Below are 14353 nucleotides of genomic sequence, written 5' to 3' on the forward strand. Positions count from 1 at the left end.
CCCGAATCGCCACTCACGGCCACCTGTACCGAAGGTCCGTCTACTTAGGACTTTCCGTGGAGAAGGTGAACTGCTCGGGCGTCTGCGGTACCCAGAACGCCATCACGGCGGTGATCAGGGTGGTGCCGATGAGGAAACCGAACGCGGCGGTGTAGGAGAAGGTGTCCGCGAGCCAGCCCATCGCGACCGGGGCGACCGCGCCGGCCACCTGGCCGCCGAAGTTCATCACCCCCATGCCGATCCCGGTGACCGCCGTGGGAAGCACCCGCAGCGGAAGGCCGAAGACGGCCATCGTCGCCATGCCGAAGACCGCGAGGGCGAGCGTCTCGTAGAGGGTGAATTCGGCTGTGCTGTCCGCGTTCACCATGAGCGTCAGCAGCACCACGGTCACCATCGCGATGGACCCGAGGTACCAGCGGCCGTGGTCGTGGAAGTATCGGTCGAACAGCCAGCCGCCGAGGATGGTCGTGCCGATGCTCACCAGCATCGGGATCGCGGCGAGTACCCCGGTCTGGCTCAACGACAGCCCCCGCGACTCCAGCAGGTAGCTGGGCACCCAGGTGATCATCCCGTAGTTGAGCATGTTGGTGACGCAGAACAGCAGGGTGAACTTCCAGATCACCGGGGATTTCAGCACCTGCTTGCGGGACACCTCAGGCGTCTTCGCCTCGTCGAGGGGGAGACTGCTGAGCGACTTCGGCAGAGCCTTGGGCAGGATCGCCCAGACCACGACGCCGATCAGCGCGCCGATCCCCGCCATCCAGAAGAAGGTGTGCCGCCAGCCGATGGCCATCAGCAACGGCCCGACGATCAACGGCGCCAGCCCCGCGCCGATGCCGCCCGCTGAAAGCATCACGCCGGTGACGGTCGCCCGGTTGGCGGGAGTCGTCCGCTCCGCGATCGCCTTGAACGACGCTGCCGGGAAAAGTCCTTGGCACACCCCGAAAAGCCCGCGGACCACGAGCAGCATCCCGAAGGTGCCCGCCATCCCGGTCATCGCGGTGAACACCGACCAGAGCAGCAACGTGACCAGCATCGGACCACGGGAGCCGTAGCGGTCGGCGAGGAAGCCGGCCGGGATCTGGCAGATCATGTAGACCAGGGCGAACACGGTCACGAGCCAGCCCTGCTGGGTCTTGCTGAGGTCGAACTCGGCGCCGATCATCGGCAGCGCCATCCCGATGGAGAACCGATCGATGTAGTCGACCGACCAGGCGAACACCATCACCACCATGGTGATGACCGCCGTCCGGTTGATCCGCCGCGCCGTCCAGGTGTCCTCGTTGACCACTGTCGCCATCACGCCTCCGCCGAAACCGTTGGGAGAGAAGGAGAACGACGCACGCTGTCGGGACCGGATGCCGTCTCCGGTGTCGCGCCGATCACTTATTTTGAACAGCGGGTGAGCGGGAGAGTTGGTTCGATCCCACGAACATCCGGCGGGCTTTCCGGCCGGGATGACCAACCTCGGCCGGAGGTCAAGACCCTTCGATGGCGGGCGGCCCCGTCCGCGCGTCGCGAGGCAGCAGCCGCAGTTGCAGCATGGCGGCGAACCGCTCCCCCGCGTCGTCGAGGTCGATCTCGCCGACCTCGGCCAGCCGTCGCAACCGGTAGCGGAAAGTGTTGGGGTGGACGTAGGCCGCGGCCGACGCGGCACCGATGTCCCCGAACGCGTCCAGCCAGCACCTGAGGGTGTGCACCAGCTGCGACTGATGCTGGGCGTCGTAGGCGAGCAGCCGCGCGACGGGCCCGGTCGCGACGTCTCCCCTCGCCGCGGCCAGGTCGGCCAGCTCCAGCATGAGCGCGTCGACGTGGACGTCCTCCACGGTCGCGACGCGTTTGGCGCCGCCGTTGGTGAGCAGCACCCGCAACGCGCGGTCGGCGCCGTCCCGCGAGGCACGCAGGCCGGAGCCGTCGAGCGCGAGCGGTCCGATGCCGATCGCGGCCGCCGCCCGGCGTCCGGTGCGCTCCAGGAAGGTCGACGCGACCCGGATCGAGCGCTCCTGACAGTCGGCTTGGCTGCCCGGCATCGGGACGATGCCGTAGGCGACGTCGCCGACGAGGGCGACGGCGGAGCGTGGCTGGACGGCGCTGAGGTGCATGGCGAGCGCGTCGGCGACCCGCTGGCGGTCCGCGACCAGCCGGAGATCGTCGTCCGGGCTCGGCGCCCCGAGCAGGCCCATCGCGAGCACGATCGACGGCTGGCCGAGCAGACCGAGCCGGGCGATGGCCTCCGGTGCGGCGGCACCGCCTTCGAGCGCGGTGCTCACCAGGTCCGCGCGCAGCCGTCGTTCGACGTCGGCGCCCGCACGCAGCCGGAGCATGTGCAACGCGACGAGTTTGGCGGCGTCGATCAGTGCCTGGGTCCGTTCCTCGCTGAGCGGTTCCCGGATCGCCGCCCAGATCGACCCCAGGACCTCGTCGCCGGCGCGGACGGCGAGCGCCACGCGCGGGATCACGATCTCGTGCGCGTCGTAGCGTTGCGGGTCGACGTACACGGGCGTGTGCTCGCGGTACAGCTTCTCGAAGATGCCGTCCCGTTCGAGGTTGCGGGTGAACCGCTCCGGTACCTGCCTGCCGAGGATGGTCTCGACCCGCGATGGGTCCGCTTCGTCCTGGCGCCCGGAGAAGGCGAGGACCCGTGAGTTGCGGTCCTCGATGGTCACCGGCGCGTCGAGCAGCGCGGCGATGGCGTTGGCGAGGGCGAAAAGATCACCCGAGGGCATTCCGCCGAGCGTCTGTGGTGAGACCTCGCCGACGTCGCCCTCCGCGAGCAAGGTCCTCAGCATCGCGGCGAGCTGGGCCCACGAAGCGCCGCTGGCGAGGCCGAGCAGGGCGACCCCGGTCGAGTCAGCGACGCGCCGGAGTTCCGGCGTCGGGGTGACGGGAGACCGGACGACGAGCGCCGCCGCACCCCTCGCACCCACGTCGTGCAGAAGGCGGACGACCTCGTCGTGCTCCCGCACCCCGACGCCGAGCACGACGGCGGAGGCGGGAAATTCCGACTCGTCGTGCGGATCGTGGATGACCACCCCGCCGAGCTGCTTGCGGGTGGTCCTGCCGACCGCGACCGGCTCCAGGAGCACGTCCCCGAGGTCTTCGAGGACGCGTCCCAAACTCGTATGCGGCTTACTGGGCACCGGTGTCAGCACCCCCCGAAGTTAAACCCGGCCTCCCCGAACCGACTGGTTCGATCCGACCAAATCTAGCCCCGGAATTCGTAGCACGCTACGAATCTATCCACGTTTTCGTTCTCGTGACCTCATCCAGCAGGTCTGGAATCGGAGTCACCCCGAGGCCCGGGCCGGTCGGCACCGGCAGGTGACCGGATTCGAGCACGAACGGCTCGGTGATGTCCGTGCGGTAGAACCGGCCGGACGCCGAGGTGTCGCCGGGGAGCGTGAAGCCCGGCAGTGAGGCGAGTGCGACGTTGGCCGCCCGCCCGAGGCCGGTCTCGATCATCCCGCCGCACCAGACCGCGACCCCGTGCGCCGCGCAGACGTCGTGCACCCGGCGGGCTTCCAGGTAGCCGCCGACCCGGCCCGGTTTGATGTTGACGATCTGGCAAGCGCCCAGCGTGATCGCGTCGGCGGCGGCCCTCGCCGAAACGATCGACTCGTCGAGGCAGATCGGCGTCCGGATGCGCTTGGCCAGTTCGGCGTGCCCGAGGACGTCCTCCTCCTCGAGCGGCTGCTCGATCAAGAGGAGGTCGAACGGGTCCAGCCTGGCCAGCAGTGGCGCGTCACCGAGGGTGTACGCGGTGTTCGCGTCCACCTGCAGCAACACGTCGTCACCGAAGCGCTCCCGCACCTGGCGGACGGGCTCGACGTCCCAGCCGGGTTCGATCTTCAGCTTGATGCGCACGTAGCCCTCGTCGAGGTATCCGCCGACGACGTCGAGCAGCTGCGGAAGGGAGTCCATGATGCCGACCGACACCCCGCAGGCGACGAAGTCGCGAGTGGAGCCCAGCTCGGCGGCGAAGGACCGGTCGTGCGCCCGGAGTTCGGCGTCGAGCACCGCCATCTCCAGCGCGGCCTTCGCCATCCGGTGCCCCTTGAACTTCGCCAGCAGCGGCGTCACCTTGTGCGCGGTGAGGTCATCGGCGGCCAGCAATGCCGGGATCAGATGGTTCCGCAGCACGTGTTCGGCGGCGTCGTTGTACTCCGACGAGTAGAGCGGCGCCTCCATCGCCACGCATTCGCCCCAGCCCTCGCCTGCCGGGGTCACCGCGCGGACGAGCAGCAGCTCCCGCTCGGCCTGCGTCCCGAACGACGTCCGGAACGGGGCCACGAGCGGCATCCGGACCCGGCGCAGTTCCACACCGCTGAGTTTCACGACTGCTCCTTCGAGATCACGTACCAGCCGGCACGATCGAAACCGGCGACCTTGGCGTTGTCCGCCATCAGTCCGCCGAGGACTTCGCGCAGGGCGACACGCCACGCGTTGCCGCGACCGGGATCGGTGCGGCGTAACCGTTCGACGTCGGACGGGACGGCGACGAGCACGGTCGGTGTGTCGGTGGGACCGACGAGCGGACCGCCGTCGGCGTCGATCGAGAGCGCCTTGGCCGCGCCCAGTGCGCCCGCGTCGATCAGGACGGGTTCACCGAGGGCGGCGGCGCGGACCTCCGGACTCGCCAGGTCCCAGCCGACCATCAGCCGGTCGGTGTCGCCCGAACCGTTGATGCTGTCCTCCATCGGACCGTAGAAGTCGGGCAGGTAGCCGATGGGGCGCGCGCCGAGCTTCCCCAGGTTGAAATAGGCGTTGCGCCGCACCAGCGGATCGAAGGTCCAGGTGATCACCGAGACGTCCTGAAGCAGTGCCCAACCGCGCTGGTGCAGCTTGAGGGCGTGGCCGATCCCCCGGCCCACGCCCGCTTTGGCGACCCCGGCGATGTGACTGTGCAGGCTCGCTTTCCCTGGGTTTCCGAAGAAACCGAAGCAGGCGCCCAGGAGTTCGCCGTGTTCGAACGCGCCCGCGACGTAGTTCCCGGCCGTGGACATCGCCCGGAGCAGCTCCGTGCTCACCGGGCGGGCACCGGGCGCGGACTTCCAGATCGATTCGAACAGGTCCACGACGGCGGCCAGATCGGCGATTTCGGTGAGTTCGCGGATTTCGACGCCCGAAGCCACGGCCGCGGCCCGAGCGGCGGCGACGGCTTCGTCGCGCACCTCGGCCGAGGCCAGGCTTTCCGTATTCGTCGCAAGATTCGTCACGGGACAATCCTTTCCCGGCCCGGTGGCCGAGTCACCGTCGTGCCGTACCAGATTCGCCCGCGGGATTCGTCGCGCCGGACGGACCCCGCTTCGCGAGGACGTTTTCCACGAGTGCGGCCAGCAAGGCGGTGCGCCGCGGCAGCTCCGCGACGACGACGTGTTCGTGATCCGCGTGAGCTCCGCCGCCGACGGCGCCGAGACCGTCGAGGGTGGGCACCCCCATCCCCGCGGTGTAATTGCCGTCCGAGGCGCCGCCGACGGACGCGGCGGTCAGTTCACCGAGACCGAGTTCGTCCGACAGTTGCCGGGCCAGCGCGAACAACTCCGACGAGGAGCCTTCTTCCAGCGGCGGCCGGTTGATCCCGCCGGTGACCCGGACGACGGCGTCCTCCAGAACCGGGCGGAGGTCTCGCATCGCCCGGTCGACCCGGAGTTGCTCGGCCTCGTTCCAGACGCGGACGTCGACCTCGACCTTCGCGGCGGCGGGGACGGTGTTGACCGTCGTTCCCGCCGAGACGACGGTGGGGGTCACGCTGGTCCCGCTTTCCGGGTCGGCGAGCGCGGCCACCGCGAGGATCTGGTGCGCTATCTCGATCCCCGCGTTGACCCCCTTCTCCGGTTCGAGCCCGGCGTGCGCCGCGCGACCGGTCACCTCGACCTGGTAGTGCGAAACGCCTTTGCGACGGCATTTCAGCGCACCGCCGTCGGCCGAAGCCTCCAGTACGAACGCCGCGTCACAGCCCGCCGCCGTTTCCTCGATCAGGGCGCGCGACGACGGCGAGCCGAGCTCCTCGTCTCCGGTGACCAAAATGGACAGTCCGGCGCGATCGGGGACGACCGCGGCGGCGTGCAGCGCCATCACCACCCCGGCCTTCATGTCGAAGCAGCCGGGACCGCGCAACACGCCGTCCCGCACGGAAAACGGATGGGTCTCCAGTGAACCGTGCGGCCACACCGTGTCGTGGTGACCGAGGAGCAGCACGCGCGTCGGCCCGTCACCGAAGCGCCATCGCAGATGGGTGACCCCGTCGATGACGATCCGTTCCGGGTCGGCTCCCAGCACCCTCCGGCCCAGCCCCGCGACGACTTCGGCACTGCGGGCCACGGCGTCGTGATCCGACGACGGGGACTCGCAGCGGACGAGCGTCTCGATGTCGGCGAGCAATTCGCTCATCGCGGTTCACCGCGCAGCGGCTTGCCGGGGAACGCGTCGGTGCGCAGGTTGCCGTCGGTGACGACAGGAACGCCCGAAACGAACAAATGACGGACACCGACCGAAGGCCTCGTCGAATCGAAGTAGGTGGCCGCGTCGGTGATGGTGTTCGGGTCGAGGACGACGATGTCGGCGTCCGCTCCGACGTCGAGCCTGCCCTTGGCCCGCGCGGCGGGGGCGACCTCGTCGAGGACGCGCGCCGGCAGATAGGAGCAGCGCCGGAACGCCTCGAGCCAGGTCCACGCCTTGCTCTCGCGCACCATCAGCCGCAAGGTCTTGGCATACGTCCCGGCTGTCCGCGGATGTGTCGCACCACCGGGCGGCAACGGCCATTCGGTACTTTCGCTGGTGCCGTTCTTCCAGTACACCGGCAGCGCGTCGCTGGCGACGATGGCGTCCGGGAAGACGAGCGCCTGGCGCAGCAGTTCGAGGTCGCGGGGATTGCTTTCGTCGAGGAACTCCAGGATGCACGGCGCTCCCGGCTCCTCCTCGCGGACCTGCAGCAGACGGCCCTCGTCGGCGATCCGCTCCCCCGACTCCAGCATGATCACACTGGACGGCGAGAGCCCCTTCATCTTCAGCCGCTCCGGCGACAGGAAGGCCGCGCCGATCCCCGTGCTGCCCGCGCCGTACGGATACGCCTCGACGGTCACCCGTGACCCGGCCGAACGGCTCGCCTCCAGCGCGGTGAGCACGCGGTCGATCTGATGGCCGGACGTGCTGTTGACATGGCAGTGATGCATGGCCGCGCCGGTCTCGGCCGCGACGATCGCGATCTCCTCCGAGCCGTCGACAGGGGTCGCCGGGTCCACTTCGACCAGTTCGCGGACGTGGGTGTAGGTCGGCGCCCCGGCCTCCTTGGCGAGCCGGGCGAGCGCCAGGAACTCACCCGGGTCCGTCAGGGGCGCGTAGCCGAGCAACACGCCGACACCGAGCGCGCCCGCGGCCAGCTCACCCTCCACGAGGGACAGCCAGGCCGCCAGCTCCTTCGGCGAGGAAGACCTTTGCCAGGACGGGTTCCCGAGCACCGCGAGCCCGCTGTCGATGTTGGCGTCGGGCTCGATCCCGGCCAGCACCTGGGCCCTCGCGGAGCCCCACGACGCGGAGAAACCGTAGTGCAGCGGACGTCCCGCCGCGGCGGCCTCGGCGTAGGCTCGCTCGATCGGCATAAGCCCGGCTTCGAGGTCGAGCGCGGTCGTGACCCCGTCCATCGCCTGCAGCCGCTGGCCCGCGATGGTGTGCACGTGACTGTGCAGGTCGATGAAACCGGGGCCGACGACGAGGCCGGAGACGTCGATCTCCGTGTCCCCCGCTTCCGACGGCAGACCCTCCCCCACGGCGGTGACCACCCCGTCCGTCACCAGCACGTCGGCCGTGCCGTCGAACCCCGTCGCCGGGTCGATGACACGACCGCCACGCAAGAGTGTCCGCATGCTTCGCCTCCTAGGATCGCCTCGTTGAAGGCGACCCTAGGAGGTTTCGGAGGACGTCCGTTCGTAGCGGGCGACGAATCCGGGACACCGGATCCATCCGCCCGCACGAACCCCGCTCGACGTTCAGCGAGCCCGGTGCTCGGCGATGATCTCCGCGTAGCGGTAACCGCTCGCCTTCACCGTGCGGACCTGGGTGTCGTAGTCGACCCGCACGAGCCCGAACCGTTTGCTCAGCCCGCTGTCCCATTCGAAGTTGTCGAGCAGCGACCAGGCGAAATAGCCTTTGACCGGCGCACCCGCCTCGGCCGCTCCCGCCACCGCTCCCAGGTGTTCTTCCAGGTAGGCGATGCGGTCGGCGTCGTGGATCGAACCGTCCTCGGCGACCTTGTCGTCGAAGGCGGCTCCGCTCTCGGTGACGTAGATGGCGCGCGCGCCGTACTCGTTGGCGAGGCGGTGGATCAGGTCCGCGAGGCCCTGCCCGTGGATCTCCCAGCCCATCGCGGTGGTGGCGGCCCCCTCGACCGGCACCTGCCGGGCACGCGGCGCGGGGCCGTGCGGGTCGTCCTCGACGATCTGCCGGAAGTAGTAGTTCAACCCGTGGTAGCCGACCGGGGTCGAGATCACCTCGAGGTCGTCGCCGACCACGGGCGGCTCGACCCCGTACGCCTCGATCATGTCCGCCGGGTAGCCGCGCCCGTTCGCCGGGTCGAGCCACCAGCGGTTGACGTGGCCGTCCATCCGGGCGGCCGCCTCGACGTCTTCGGGGGAGTCGGACGCGGGTTCGATTCCGCTGAGGTTGAGCACCAGACCGACGTTGGCCGGCTCGGCCGCGTTCGCGGTGATCGCCTGTACGCCGAGACCGTGCGCGAGCAGGAGATGGTGCGACGCGTGGATCGCCTGCTTGAGATTCTTGATCCCGGGGGCGAACCGGCCTTCGAGGTAGCCGAGCCAGGCCGAGCACAGCGGCTCGTTCACGGTGTTCCAGTCTTTCACCCGGTCACCCAGCCGAGCCGCGACGACGGCCGCGTACTCGGCATAGGCGTTGGCGGTGTCGCGCTCGGGCCAGCCGCCGTTCGCCTGCAGCGCCGAGGGCAGGTCCCAGTGGAACAGCGTGGCGAACGGCCGGATCTCCGCTTCGAGCAGCGCGTCGACGAGCCGGTCGTAGTGGTCGAGGCCGAGCGCGTTGACCTCGCCGCGACCGGTGGGGATCACCCGCGGCCACGCGACCGAGAACCGGTAGGCGTCCAGCCCGAGCCGCTTCATGATCTCGAGATCCTCCGGCCAGCGCCGGTAGTGGTCGCACGCCACGTCGGCGGTGTCACCGTTCAGGACGGCACCCGGGACCCGGACGAAGTCGTCCCAGATGGACGGGAGGCGGCCGTCGACGTCGACGGCGCCTTCGACCTGGTACGCGGCGGTGGCCGCACCCCACAGGAAATCGGCGGGAAGGTGCAGGTTCAAGGCAGACCTCTCTGTACGGGAACGGCGCGTCATTTGACGGCGCCCGCGGTGAGCCCGGCGACGAGATAGCGCTGGAGCAGAAGGAATCCGGCGACGACCGGGACGGAGACGATGAGCGAGGCGGCCATCACCTGGTTCCAGTAGACCTGGACCTGGGTGGAGTACTCCTGGAGGCCGACAGCGAGGGTTCGCGTGCCGGAGTCGGTCATCACCGACGCGAACAGGACCTCGCCCCAGGCCGTCATGAACGAGTAGATCCCCACCGCGACGATGCCCGGCATGGCGGCCGGGATGACCACCCGGATCAGCGCGCCGAGCGGCCCGGTGCCGTCGACCATCGCCGCCTCGTCGAGTTCCTTGGGGATCGAGTCGATGTAGCCGGCGAGCATCCAGATGGCGAACGGTAGCGAGAAGGTCAGATAGGTGACGATCAAGCCGAGCCGGGAGCCGTACAGCACGATGCCGGTGGTGTTGCCGATGTTGACGAAGATGAGGAACAGCGGCAGCAGGAACAGGATGCCGGGGAACATCTGCGTGGACAACACGGTCATCTTGAAGAAGTTCTTGCCCCGGAACCGGAATCGGCTCAGTGCGTAGGCCGCGAAGATCGCGATCACGACCGAGAGGATCGCCGCCGAGCCGGAGATGATCAGGCTGTTCGCGAAGTACTCGGCGAGTGGGATGGTCTCCCAGATGTCGAAGAACGGCTGGATGGTCAGCGTCGTCGGGATCCACTCCCATTCGCCCTGCACGTCCCCGAGCGGCTTCAGCGACGACGAAACCATCGCGTAGAGCGGCACCAAGGTGAACAGGGCGAGGAAGCCGAGGACGAAGCGGCGGGCCCACGGGACCCAGCGAGGCTCAGACAACGGCTTTCCTCCTCCGCGAGGTCAGTCCTAAACAGACGGTGCTGACGATCAAGAGGAACAGCAGCAACAGCACCGACATCGCCGAGCCGAGGCCGAAGTTCCAGGTCACGAAGGAACTCTGATAGATGTGGATCGAGATCAGTGACGCCTCCTTCGGGGCGGACGCTCCGAACAGGACATACGGCGTGTTGAAGTCGTTGAAGGTCCACAGGAACAGCACCAGCAGCAGGACCTGGTTGACCGGCCGCAGCATCGGCTGGGTGATCGCCTGGAACTGCCGCCACCAGCCCGCGCCGTCGATCGCGGCGGCCTCGTAGAGTTCGCCGGGGATGTTCTGCAGTCCCGCCATGACGATCAGGAACGCGAAGGGCCAGTTGCGCCACACCGAGACGACCACCAGCGACCAGAAGCTGTTGTCCCCGATCAGCCAGAAGGAATCGGTGCCCAGCAGACTGTTCACCAGTCCGGTGTCGCGCTGGAACATGAAGGACCAGGTGATCACCGCCGCGTACATCGGCAGCGCGTACGGCATTAGGAACAGGGTCCTGAGCACTCCGCGGCCGCGGAAGTTCTTCTGCATCAGCACGGCGGCCGAAGTCCCGAAGAGCCAGCAGAACCCGACCGAGAGAACGGTGTAGACGACGCTGATCCAGAACGAGCCGAGCAGCGCCTTTCCCGCCGCGGAGTTGAAGTCCAGGACGAACTTGTAGTTGTCCAGTCCCGCCGCCGGGGCGGACGAGAAGTCCCGGATCGAGAACTGCGTCAGCTTGAAGAAGCTCATCACGAGCCCGGCCACCATCGGGATCAGGTGGACGAGCAGTTCGAGCAGGATCGCGGGAAGCAGCAGCAGATACGGCAGCGCGACCCGGCGCCGTCCGCGCCGGACGCGCTGGGGTTTCGGCACCCCGGCCGCTTTCACGGCCGGGGCGTCATCGAGCGTGGTCGGCATCAACTACCGGCCGCGATCTGCTGGTCCGCCTGGTTCAGCTGATCCCGGATTTTCGCGTCGTCGACCGGTTTGCCGGCCGCGACGTCCGCGAACATCGTCTTCATCGCGGTGCCGATCAGGGTCTCGAACTGCGACTCCTGCGGAACCTGCGGCATCGGTTCGGCCGAGTTCGCGAGCACGCTCTGGAAGACCTTGACGTCCTCGGTCTGGAACGCCGCGTCGCTGTAGGCGTCCTGGACGGTCGGAAGCGAACCATAGGTCTTGTTGAGCAGTGCCTGCTCCGGTGCCGAAACCATGAACTTCACGAAGTCCAGTGCGGCGTCGGGGTTTTTGGTGTTCTTGAACACCGACATGTTGATACCGGCGACGAAGCTGGTCACCTTCCGGCCGTTCGGCGGCGCGGCGGCGGGCAGCGGGATCGGCGCGACACCGAGGTTGGCCATGTCCATCCCGATGTTCTTGAACGAGCCGGCGGACGCCTGGTTCATGAACATCGCGGCCTTGCCGTCCGACAGGTCCTTGAGCGACTTGGCGGTGTCGGCGTACTCCGCGTTGGACGGGTTGACGATCTTGTCCTTCTGCATCAGGTCGACGAACTGCCGCACGGCCGCGACCGAACGATCCGAAGCCAGCTGCGGCTTGCCGTCGGGGGTGAAGAACTGCGCGCCCTGCTGGGCGCCGAGGATCGCCGCGTGATGGCTGTTCTCCGTGACTTGACCCGCTTGGAGCGACAGGCCCCACTGGCCCTTGTCGGGCTTGGTGAGCTTCTTGCCGTCCTCTACGAGTTCCTCCCACGTGGCGGGCGGCTTGGCGATCCCGGCCTCGGAGAAGAGCTTCTTGTTGTAGTACAGGCCGTACGCCTGACCGTAGAGCGGTACGCCGACCGGCGGCTGACCGCTCGCCCCGGTGGCCGCCAGCGACGGACCGAGGAAACGCGACTTGCCCCCGACCTTTTCCAGCGCGGCGTCGTCGAACGGCAGGAAGGCCCCGGTCGACTGAAGCGAAGCCGACCAGGTGTTGCCGATGTTGAGCACGTCCGGGCCCTTGCCGGAGGTGGTGGCCGCGAGGATTCGGTTGAGCAGATCCGTCCACGGGACGACCTCGAGCTTGACCTTGATCCCGGAGGCCTTCTCGAACTTGTCGAGTTCGGGCTGCAGGACGGCCTTGTCGTTGTCGAGACTGGTGCCCTGGTTGGACGCCCAGTACACGAGCTCCTTGGGAACGCCGGACGACGTGTCGCCGCCGCCGCACGCCGTCGTGGTGGCGGCAGCCAGCGCCAGGACGAGCGCGGGAGCGATCTTTCCGATTCGCATCGATGGTCCTCGGGGTGAGTGGCCAAGCCGCATACCCGTTTGTGACACGGGACACGCCTTATTTCAGGGCTTGAGTTAAGCCGTGGCCAAGCCCGCCGTCAAGCCCTGACGCCACTTCGAGCCACGCTATTTTCCAGTGAGCACGTCGAGAGCCTGGCCGCGATGCGCGGCGAAGAGATCGAGGGCTTTCTCACCGTCGCGGGCACGAAGAGCCGACGCCAGCCGCCGGTGTTCCGCCGGGATGTTCGCGAGGTACCCCTCGGAGTTCACGCCTATCCGGGCGAGGAGGAACAGGTGGACCTGCGACCGGATGGCCTGCCACGCCTCATTGAGCCTCCGGTGCCCGGAAGCCGCGTAGACCGCGTCGTGGAAGTCGATGTCGCAGCGCACCATCTCGTGCTCGTCGCGCGCCCGCTCCATCCGCTCGACGACCTCGTCGATCGCGGCCAGGTCCGCGTCCGACGCGGAAGCGACCACCAACCGGACGGCGAGCTGTTCCAGCGCCGACCGAAGGCTGTCGAGTTCGGCGACGTCCACATCGGACAAGGTCGTGACGTGGGCGCCTCGATGCCATTCGCTGCGGACCAAACCCTCGCGCTCCAGCTTGAGCAGCGCTTCGCGTACCGGGCCGCGGCTGACGCCGAGCGCGGCCGCGAGTTCCACTTCACGCAACTGCGCACCCGGCGGGTAGGCGCCACCGAAGATGGCATCCCGGACCCTGTCGGCGACCTCGTCCGCCAGCCCACGACGACGCGCCGGCACCACCCGGGCGGGTTCGCTCATCGCACATCCTTCCTCTGGAACGCCCGATCGTAGCGACGGGGCCATCGTCCCCGCATTGTCTTAATGTTAACATTACGACAAATGCTTGTCCGCCGGAAAGGATCTACTCGCCATGACCGTCCTCGACTCCCCGATCCCGCGCTTCCACCTCGCCATGCCGGTCGACGATCTGGCCGCCGCGCGCACCTTTTACGGCGACGTCCTCGGCCTCGAACAAGGCCGCAGTTCCACCACGTGGATCGACTGGAATCTGCACGGCCACCAGTTCGTCACCCACCTCGCCCCGGAGCGGCCGCAGCGGATCCACAACCCTGTCGACGGGCACGACGTGCCCGTCCCCCACTTCGGACTGATCCTGACCGTGCCGGAGTTCCGGAAGCTGGCCGATCGGCTGCGCGCGGCGAAGACGCAGTTCGTCATCGAGCCCTATGTCCGCTTCGAAGGGCAGACCGGCGAACAGTGGACGATGTTCCTGCTGGACCCGGCCGGCAACGCGCTGGAATTCAAAGCGTTCGCCGACGACTCGCGGGTTTTCGCCGCCTGACACCCGCGCCCTGCGGGACGGACCCGGCGAACAGGTCGGCCAAGTCGTCGAACCGCACCACCGCCACCGCGCCGATGGCACCCACGGCGGCGGCGAGCACGACAGCGGCCGGCTCCGCGACGTCCACAGTGGACACGTACGACATCGCGACGAGACCGGCCAGCGCGACCAGCAGCAAGAGCGCGTTTCGCACCACATGCCGGTGTGCGAGCACCGTGCGCGCCGGACCGAAACAGCGGCACACCGCACCGGTCCGGCGTGCCACCGCCCGCCACACCGCCGCGGTCAGCACGCCGAACAACCCGGCCGCGAGTACCAGCCCCGCCATCGCGAGCCACCGCCCGGAACCACTGGCCGCCAACGCGGCGGACGGCATCAGCGAAGCCGCGATCAAGAACTCCGCCGCCACGGTCACCTTGGCGAACAACGGTGTCCAGCGTGCGGGGACCCCGAACGCGGGTACCGACGCCACGAACTCCGCATACGCGGCCTTACCCCGCACCTTGCTGACCGCGGAGATCAGCAGGACGAGTCCACAAAGGGCAGACGCGAAAACGGAAACGTAGGCCATG

At 68.4% G+C, this 14353-nt stretch carries 13 protein-coding genes; 1 reads left to right on the forward strand and 12 read right to left on the reverse strand.

Annotated features, from left to right (window positions below):
• Positions 1-40: 40 nt before the first annotated feature.
• The 11 genes from AVL48_RS11195 to AVL48_RS11245 form a co-directional block, all read right to left on the reverse strand.
• Positions 41-1300, reverse strand: coding sequence for an MFS transporter (locus AVL48_RS11195; protein WP_061982550.1), 1260 nt, complete (start codon positions 1298-1300; stop codon positions 41-43).
• Between the two features lie 178 nt (positions 1301-1478).
• Positions 1479-3152 (reverse strand): PucR family transcriptional regulator, encoded by a 1674-nt coding sequence (locus AVL48_RS11200; RefSeq protein ID WP_061982549.1) that lies wholly within the window; start codon positions 3150-3152, stop codon positions 1479-1481.
• A gap of 76 nt (positions 3153-3228) precedes the next feature.
• Positions 3229-4335, reverse strand: a complete 1107-nt coding sequence (menC, locus tag AVL48_RS11205; protein WP_061982548.1) for an o-succinylbenzoate synthase — start codon at positions 4333-4335, stop codon at positions 3229-3231.
• Entirely contained in the window at positions 4332-5216 is an 885-nt protein-coding gene (locus tag AVL48_RS11210) for a hypothetical protein (RefSeq protein ID WP_061982547.1), read from the reverse strand. The genes menC and AVL48_RS11210 overlap by 4 nt, the downstream gene beginning before the upstream one ends.
• A 31-nt stretch (positions 5217-5247) precedes the next feature.
• Positions 5248-6390, reverse strand: coding sequence for a M20 family metallopeptidase (locus tag AVL48_RS11215; RefSeq protein ID WP_061982546.1), 1143 nt, complete (start codon positions 6388-6390; stop codon positions 5248-5250).
• On the reverse strand, positions 6387-7862 hold the full coding sequence (locus AVL48_RS11220; protein WP_061982545.1) for an amidohydrolase family protein: 1476 nt from the start codon (positions 7860-7862) through the stop codon (positions 6387-6389). Before AVL48_RS11220 ends, AVL48_RS11215 begins: the two co-directional genes overlap by 4 nt.
• A gap of 123 nt (positions 7863-7985) precedes the next feature.
• Complete coding sequence (locus AVL48_RS11225) at positions 7986-9323, reverse strand: GH1 family beta-glucosidase (protein ID WP_061982544.1); 1338 nt, start codon at positions 9321-9323, stop codon at positions 7986-7988.
• 29 nt (positions 9324-9352) lie between these two features.
• The gene (locus AVL48_RS11230) at positions 9353-10192 is read right to left on the reverse strand and encodes a carbohydrate ABC transporter permease (protein ID WP_061982543.1); all 840 of its coding nucleotides are present in this window, start codon (positions 10190-10192) and stop codon (positions 9353-9355) included.
• Positions 10185-11141 carry a carbohydrate ABC transporter permease gene (locus tag AVL48_RS11235; RefSeq protein ID WP_061982542.1) on the reverse strand — a complete coding sequence of 319 codons (957 nt, stop codon included), beginning with the start codon at positions 11139-11141 and terminating at the stop codon, positions 10185-10187. Before AVL48_RS11235 ends, AVL48_RS11230 begins: the two co-directional genes overlap by 8 nt.
• Complete coding sequence (locus tag AVL48_RS11240) at positions 11141-12454, reverse strand: ABC transporter substrate-binding protein (protein ID WP_061982541.1); 1314 nt, start codon at positions 12452-12454, stop codon at positions 11141-11143. The genes AVL48_RS11235 and AVL48_RS11240 overlap by 1 nt, the downstream gene beginning before the upstream one ends.
• 126 nt (positions 12455-12580) lie before the next feature.
• Positions 12581-13237 (reverse strand): GntR family transcriptional regulator, encoded by a 657-nt coding sequence (locus tag AVL48_RS11245; RefSeq protein ID WP_061982540.1) that lies wholly within the window; start codon positions 13235-13237, stop codon positions 12581-12583.
• A 112-nt stretch (positions 13238-13349) separates the two neighbouring features.
• Between AVL48_RS11245 and AVL48_RS11250 the strand changes: the two genes are divergently transcribed.
• Entirely contained in the window at positions 13350-13781 is a 432-nt protein-coding gene (locus AVL48_RS11250) for a VOC family protein (protein WP_061982539.1), read from the forward strand.
• Here AVL48_RS11250 and AVL48_RS11255 read toward each other — a convergent pair.
• On the reverse strand, positions 13741-14352 hold the full coding sequence (locus AVL48_RS11255) for a MauE/DoxX family redox-associated membrane protein (protein ID WP_061982538.1): 612 nt from the start codon (positions 14350-14352) through the stop codon (positions 13741-13743). The two genes, AVL48_RS11250 and AVL48_RS11255, sit on opposite strands and share 41 nt — an antisense overlap.
• Position 14353 lies beyond the last annotated feature (1 nt).

It is taken from the genome of Amycolatopsis regifaucium (assembly GCF_001613935.1).
Lineage (GTDB): Bacteria > Actinomycetota > Actinomycetes > Mycobacteriales > Pseudonocardiaceae > Amycolatopsis > Amycolatopsis regifaucium.

What these genes read in the sequence shown, in the direction of transcription:
- AVL48_RS11215 (WP_061982546.1), bottom strand. Translation starts at nt 6,390, where the DNA reads ATGAGCGAATTGCTCGCCGACATCGAGACGCTCGTCCGCTGCGAGTCC.
- AVL48_RS11195 (WP_061982550.1), bottom strand. Translation starts at nt 1,300, where the DNA reads ATGGCGACAGTGGTCAACGAGGACACCTGGACGGCGCGGCGGATCAAC.
- AVL48_RS11235 (WP_061982542.1), bottom strand. Translation starts at nt 11,141, where the DNA reads ATGCCGACCACGCTCGATGACGCCCCGGCCGTGAAAGCGGCCGGGGTG.
- AVL48_RS11240 (WP_061982541.1), bottom strand. Translation starts at nt 12,454, where the DNA reads ATGCGAATCGGAAAGATCGCTCCCGCGCTCGTCCTGGCGCTGGCTGCC.
- AVL48_RS11250 (WP_061982539.1), top strand. Translation starts at nt 13,350, where the DNA reads ATGACCGTCCTCGACTCCCCGATCCCGCGCTTCCACCTCGCCATGCCG.
- AVL48_RS11245 (WP_061982540.1), bottom strand. Translation starts at nt 13,237, where the DNA reads ATGAGCGAACCCGCCCGGGTGGTGCCGGCGCGTCGTCGTGGGCTGGCG.
- AVL48_RS11220 (WP_061982545.1), bottom strand. Translation starts at nt 7,862, where the DNA reads ATGCGGACACTCTTGCGTGGCGGTCGTGTCATCGACCCGGCGACGGGG.
- AVL48_RS11255 (WP_061982538.1), bottom strand. Translation starts at nt 14,352, where the DNA reads ATGGCCTACGTTTCCGTTTTCGCGTCTGCCCTTTGTGGACTCGTCCTG.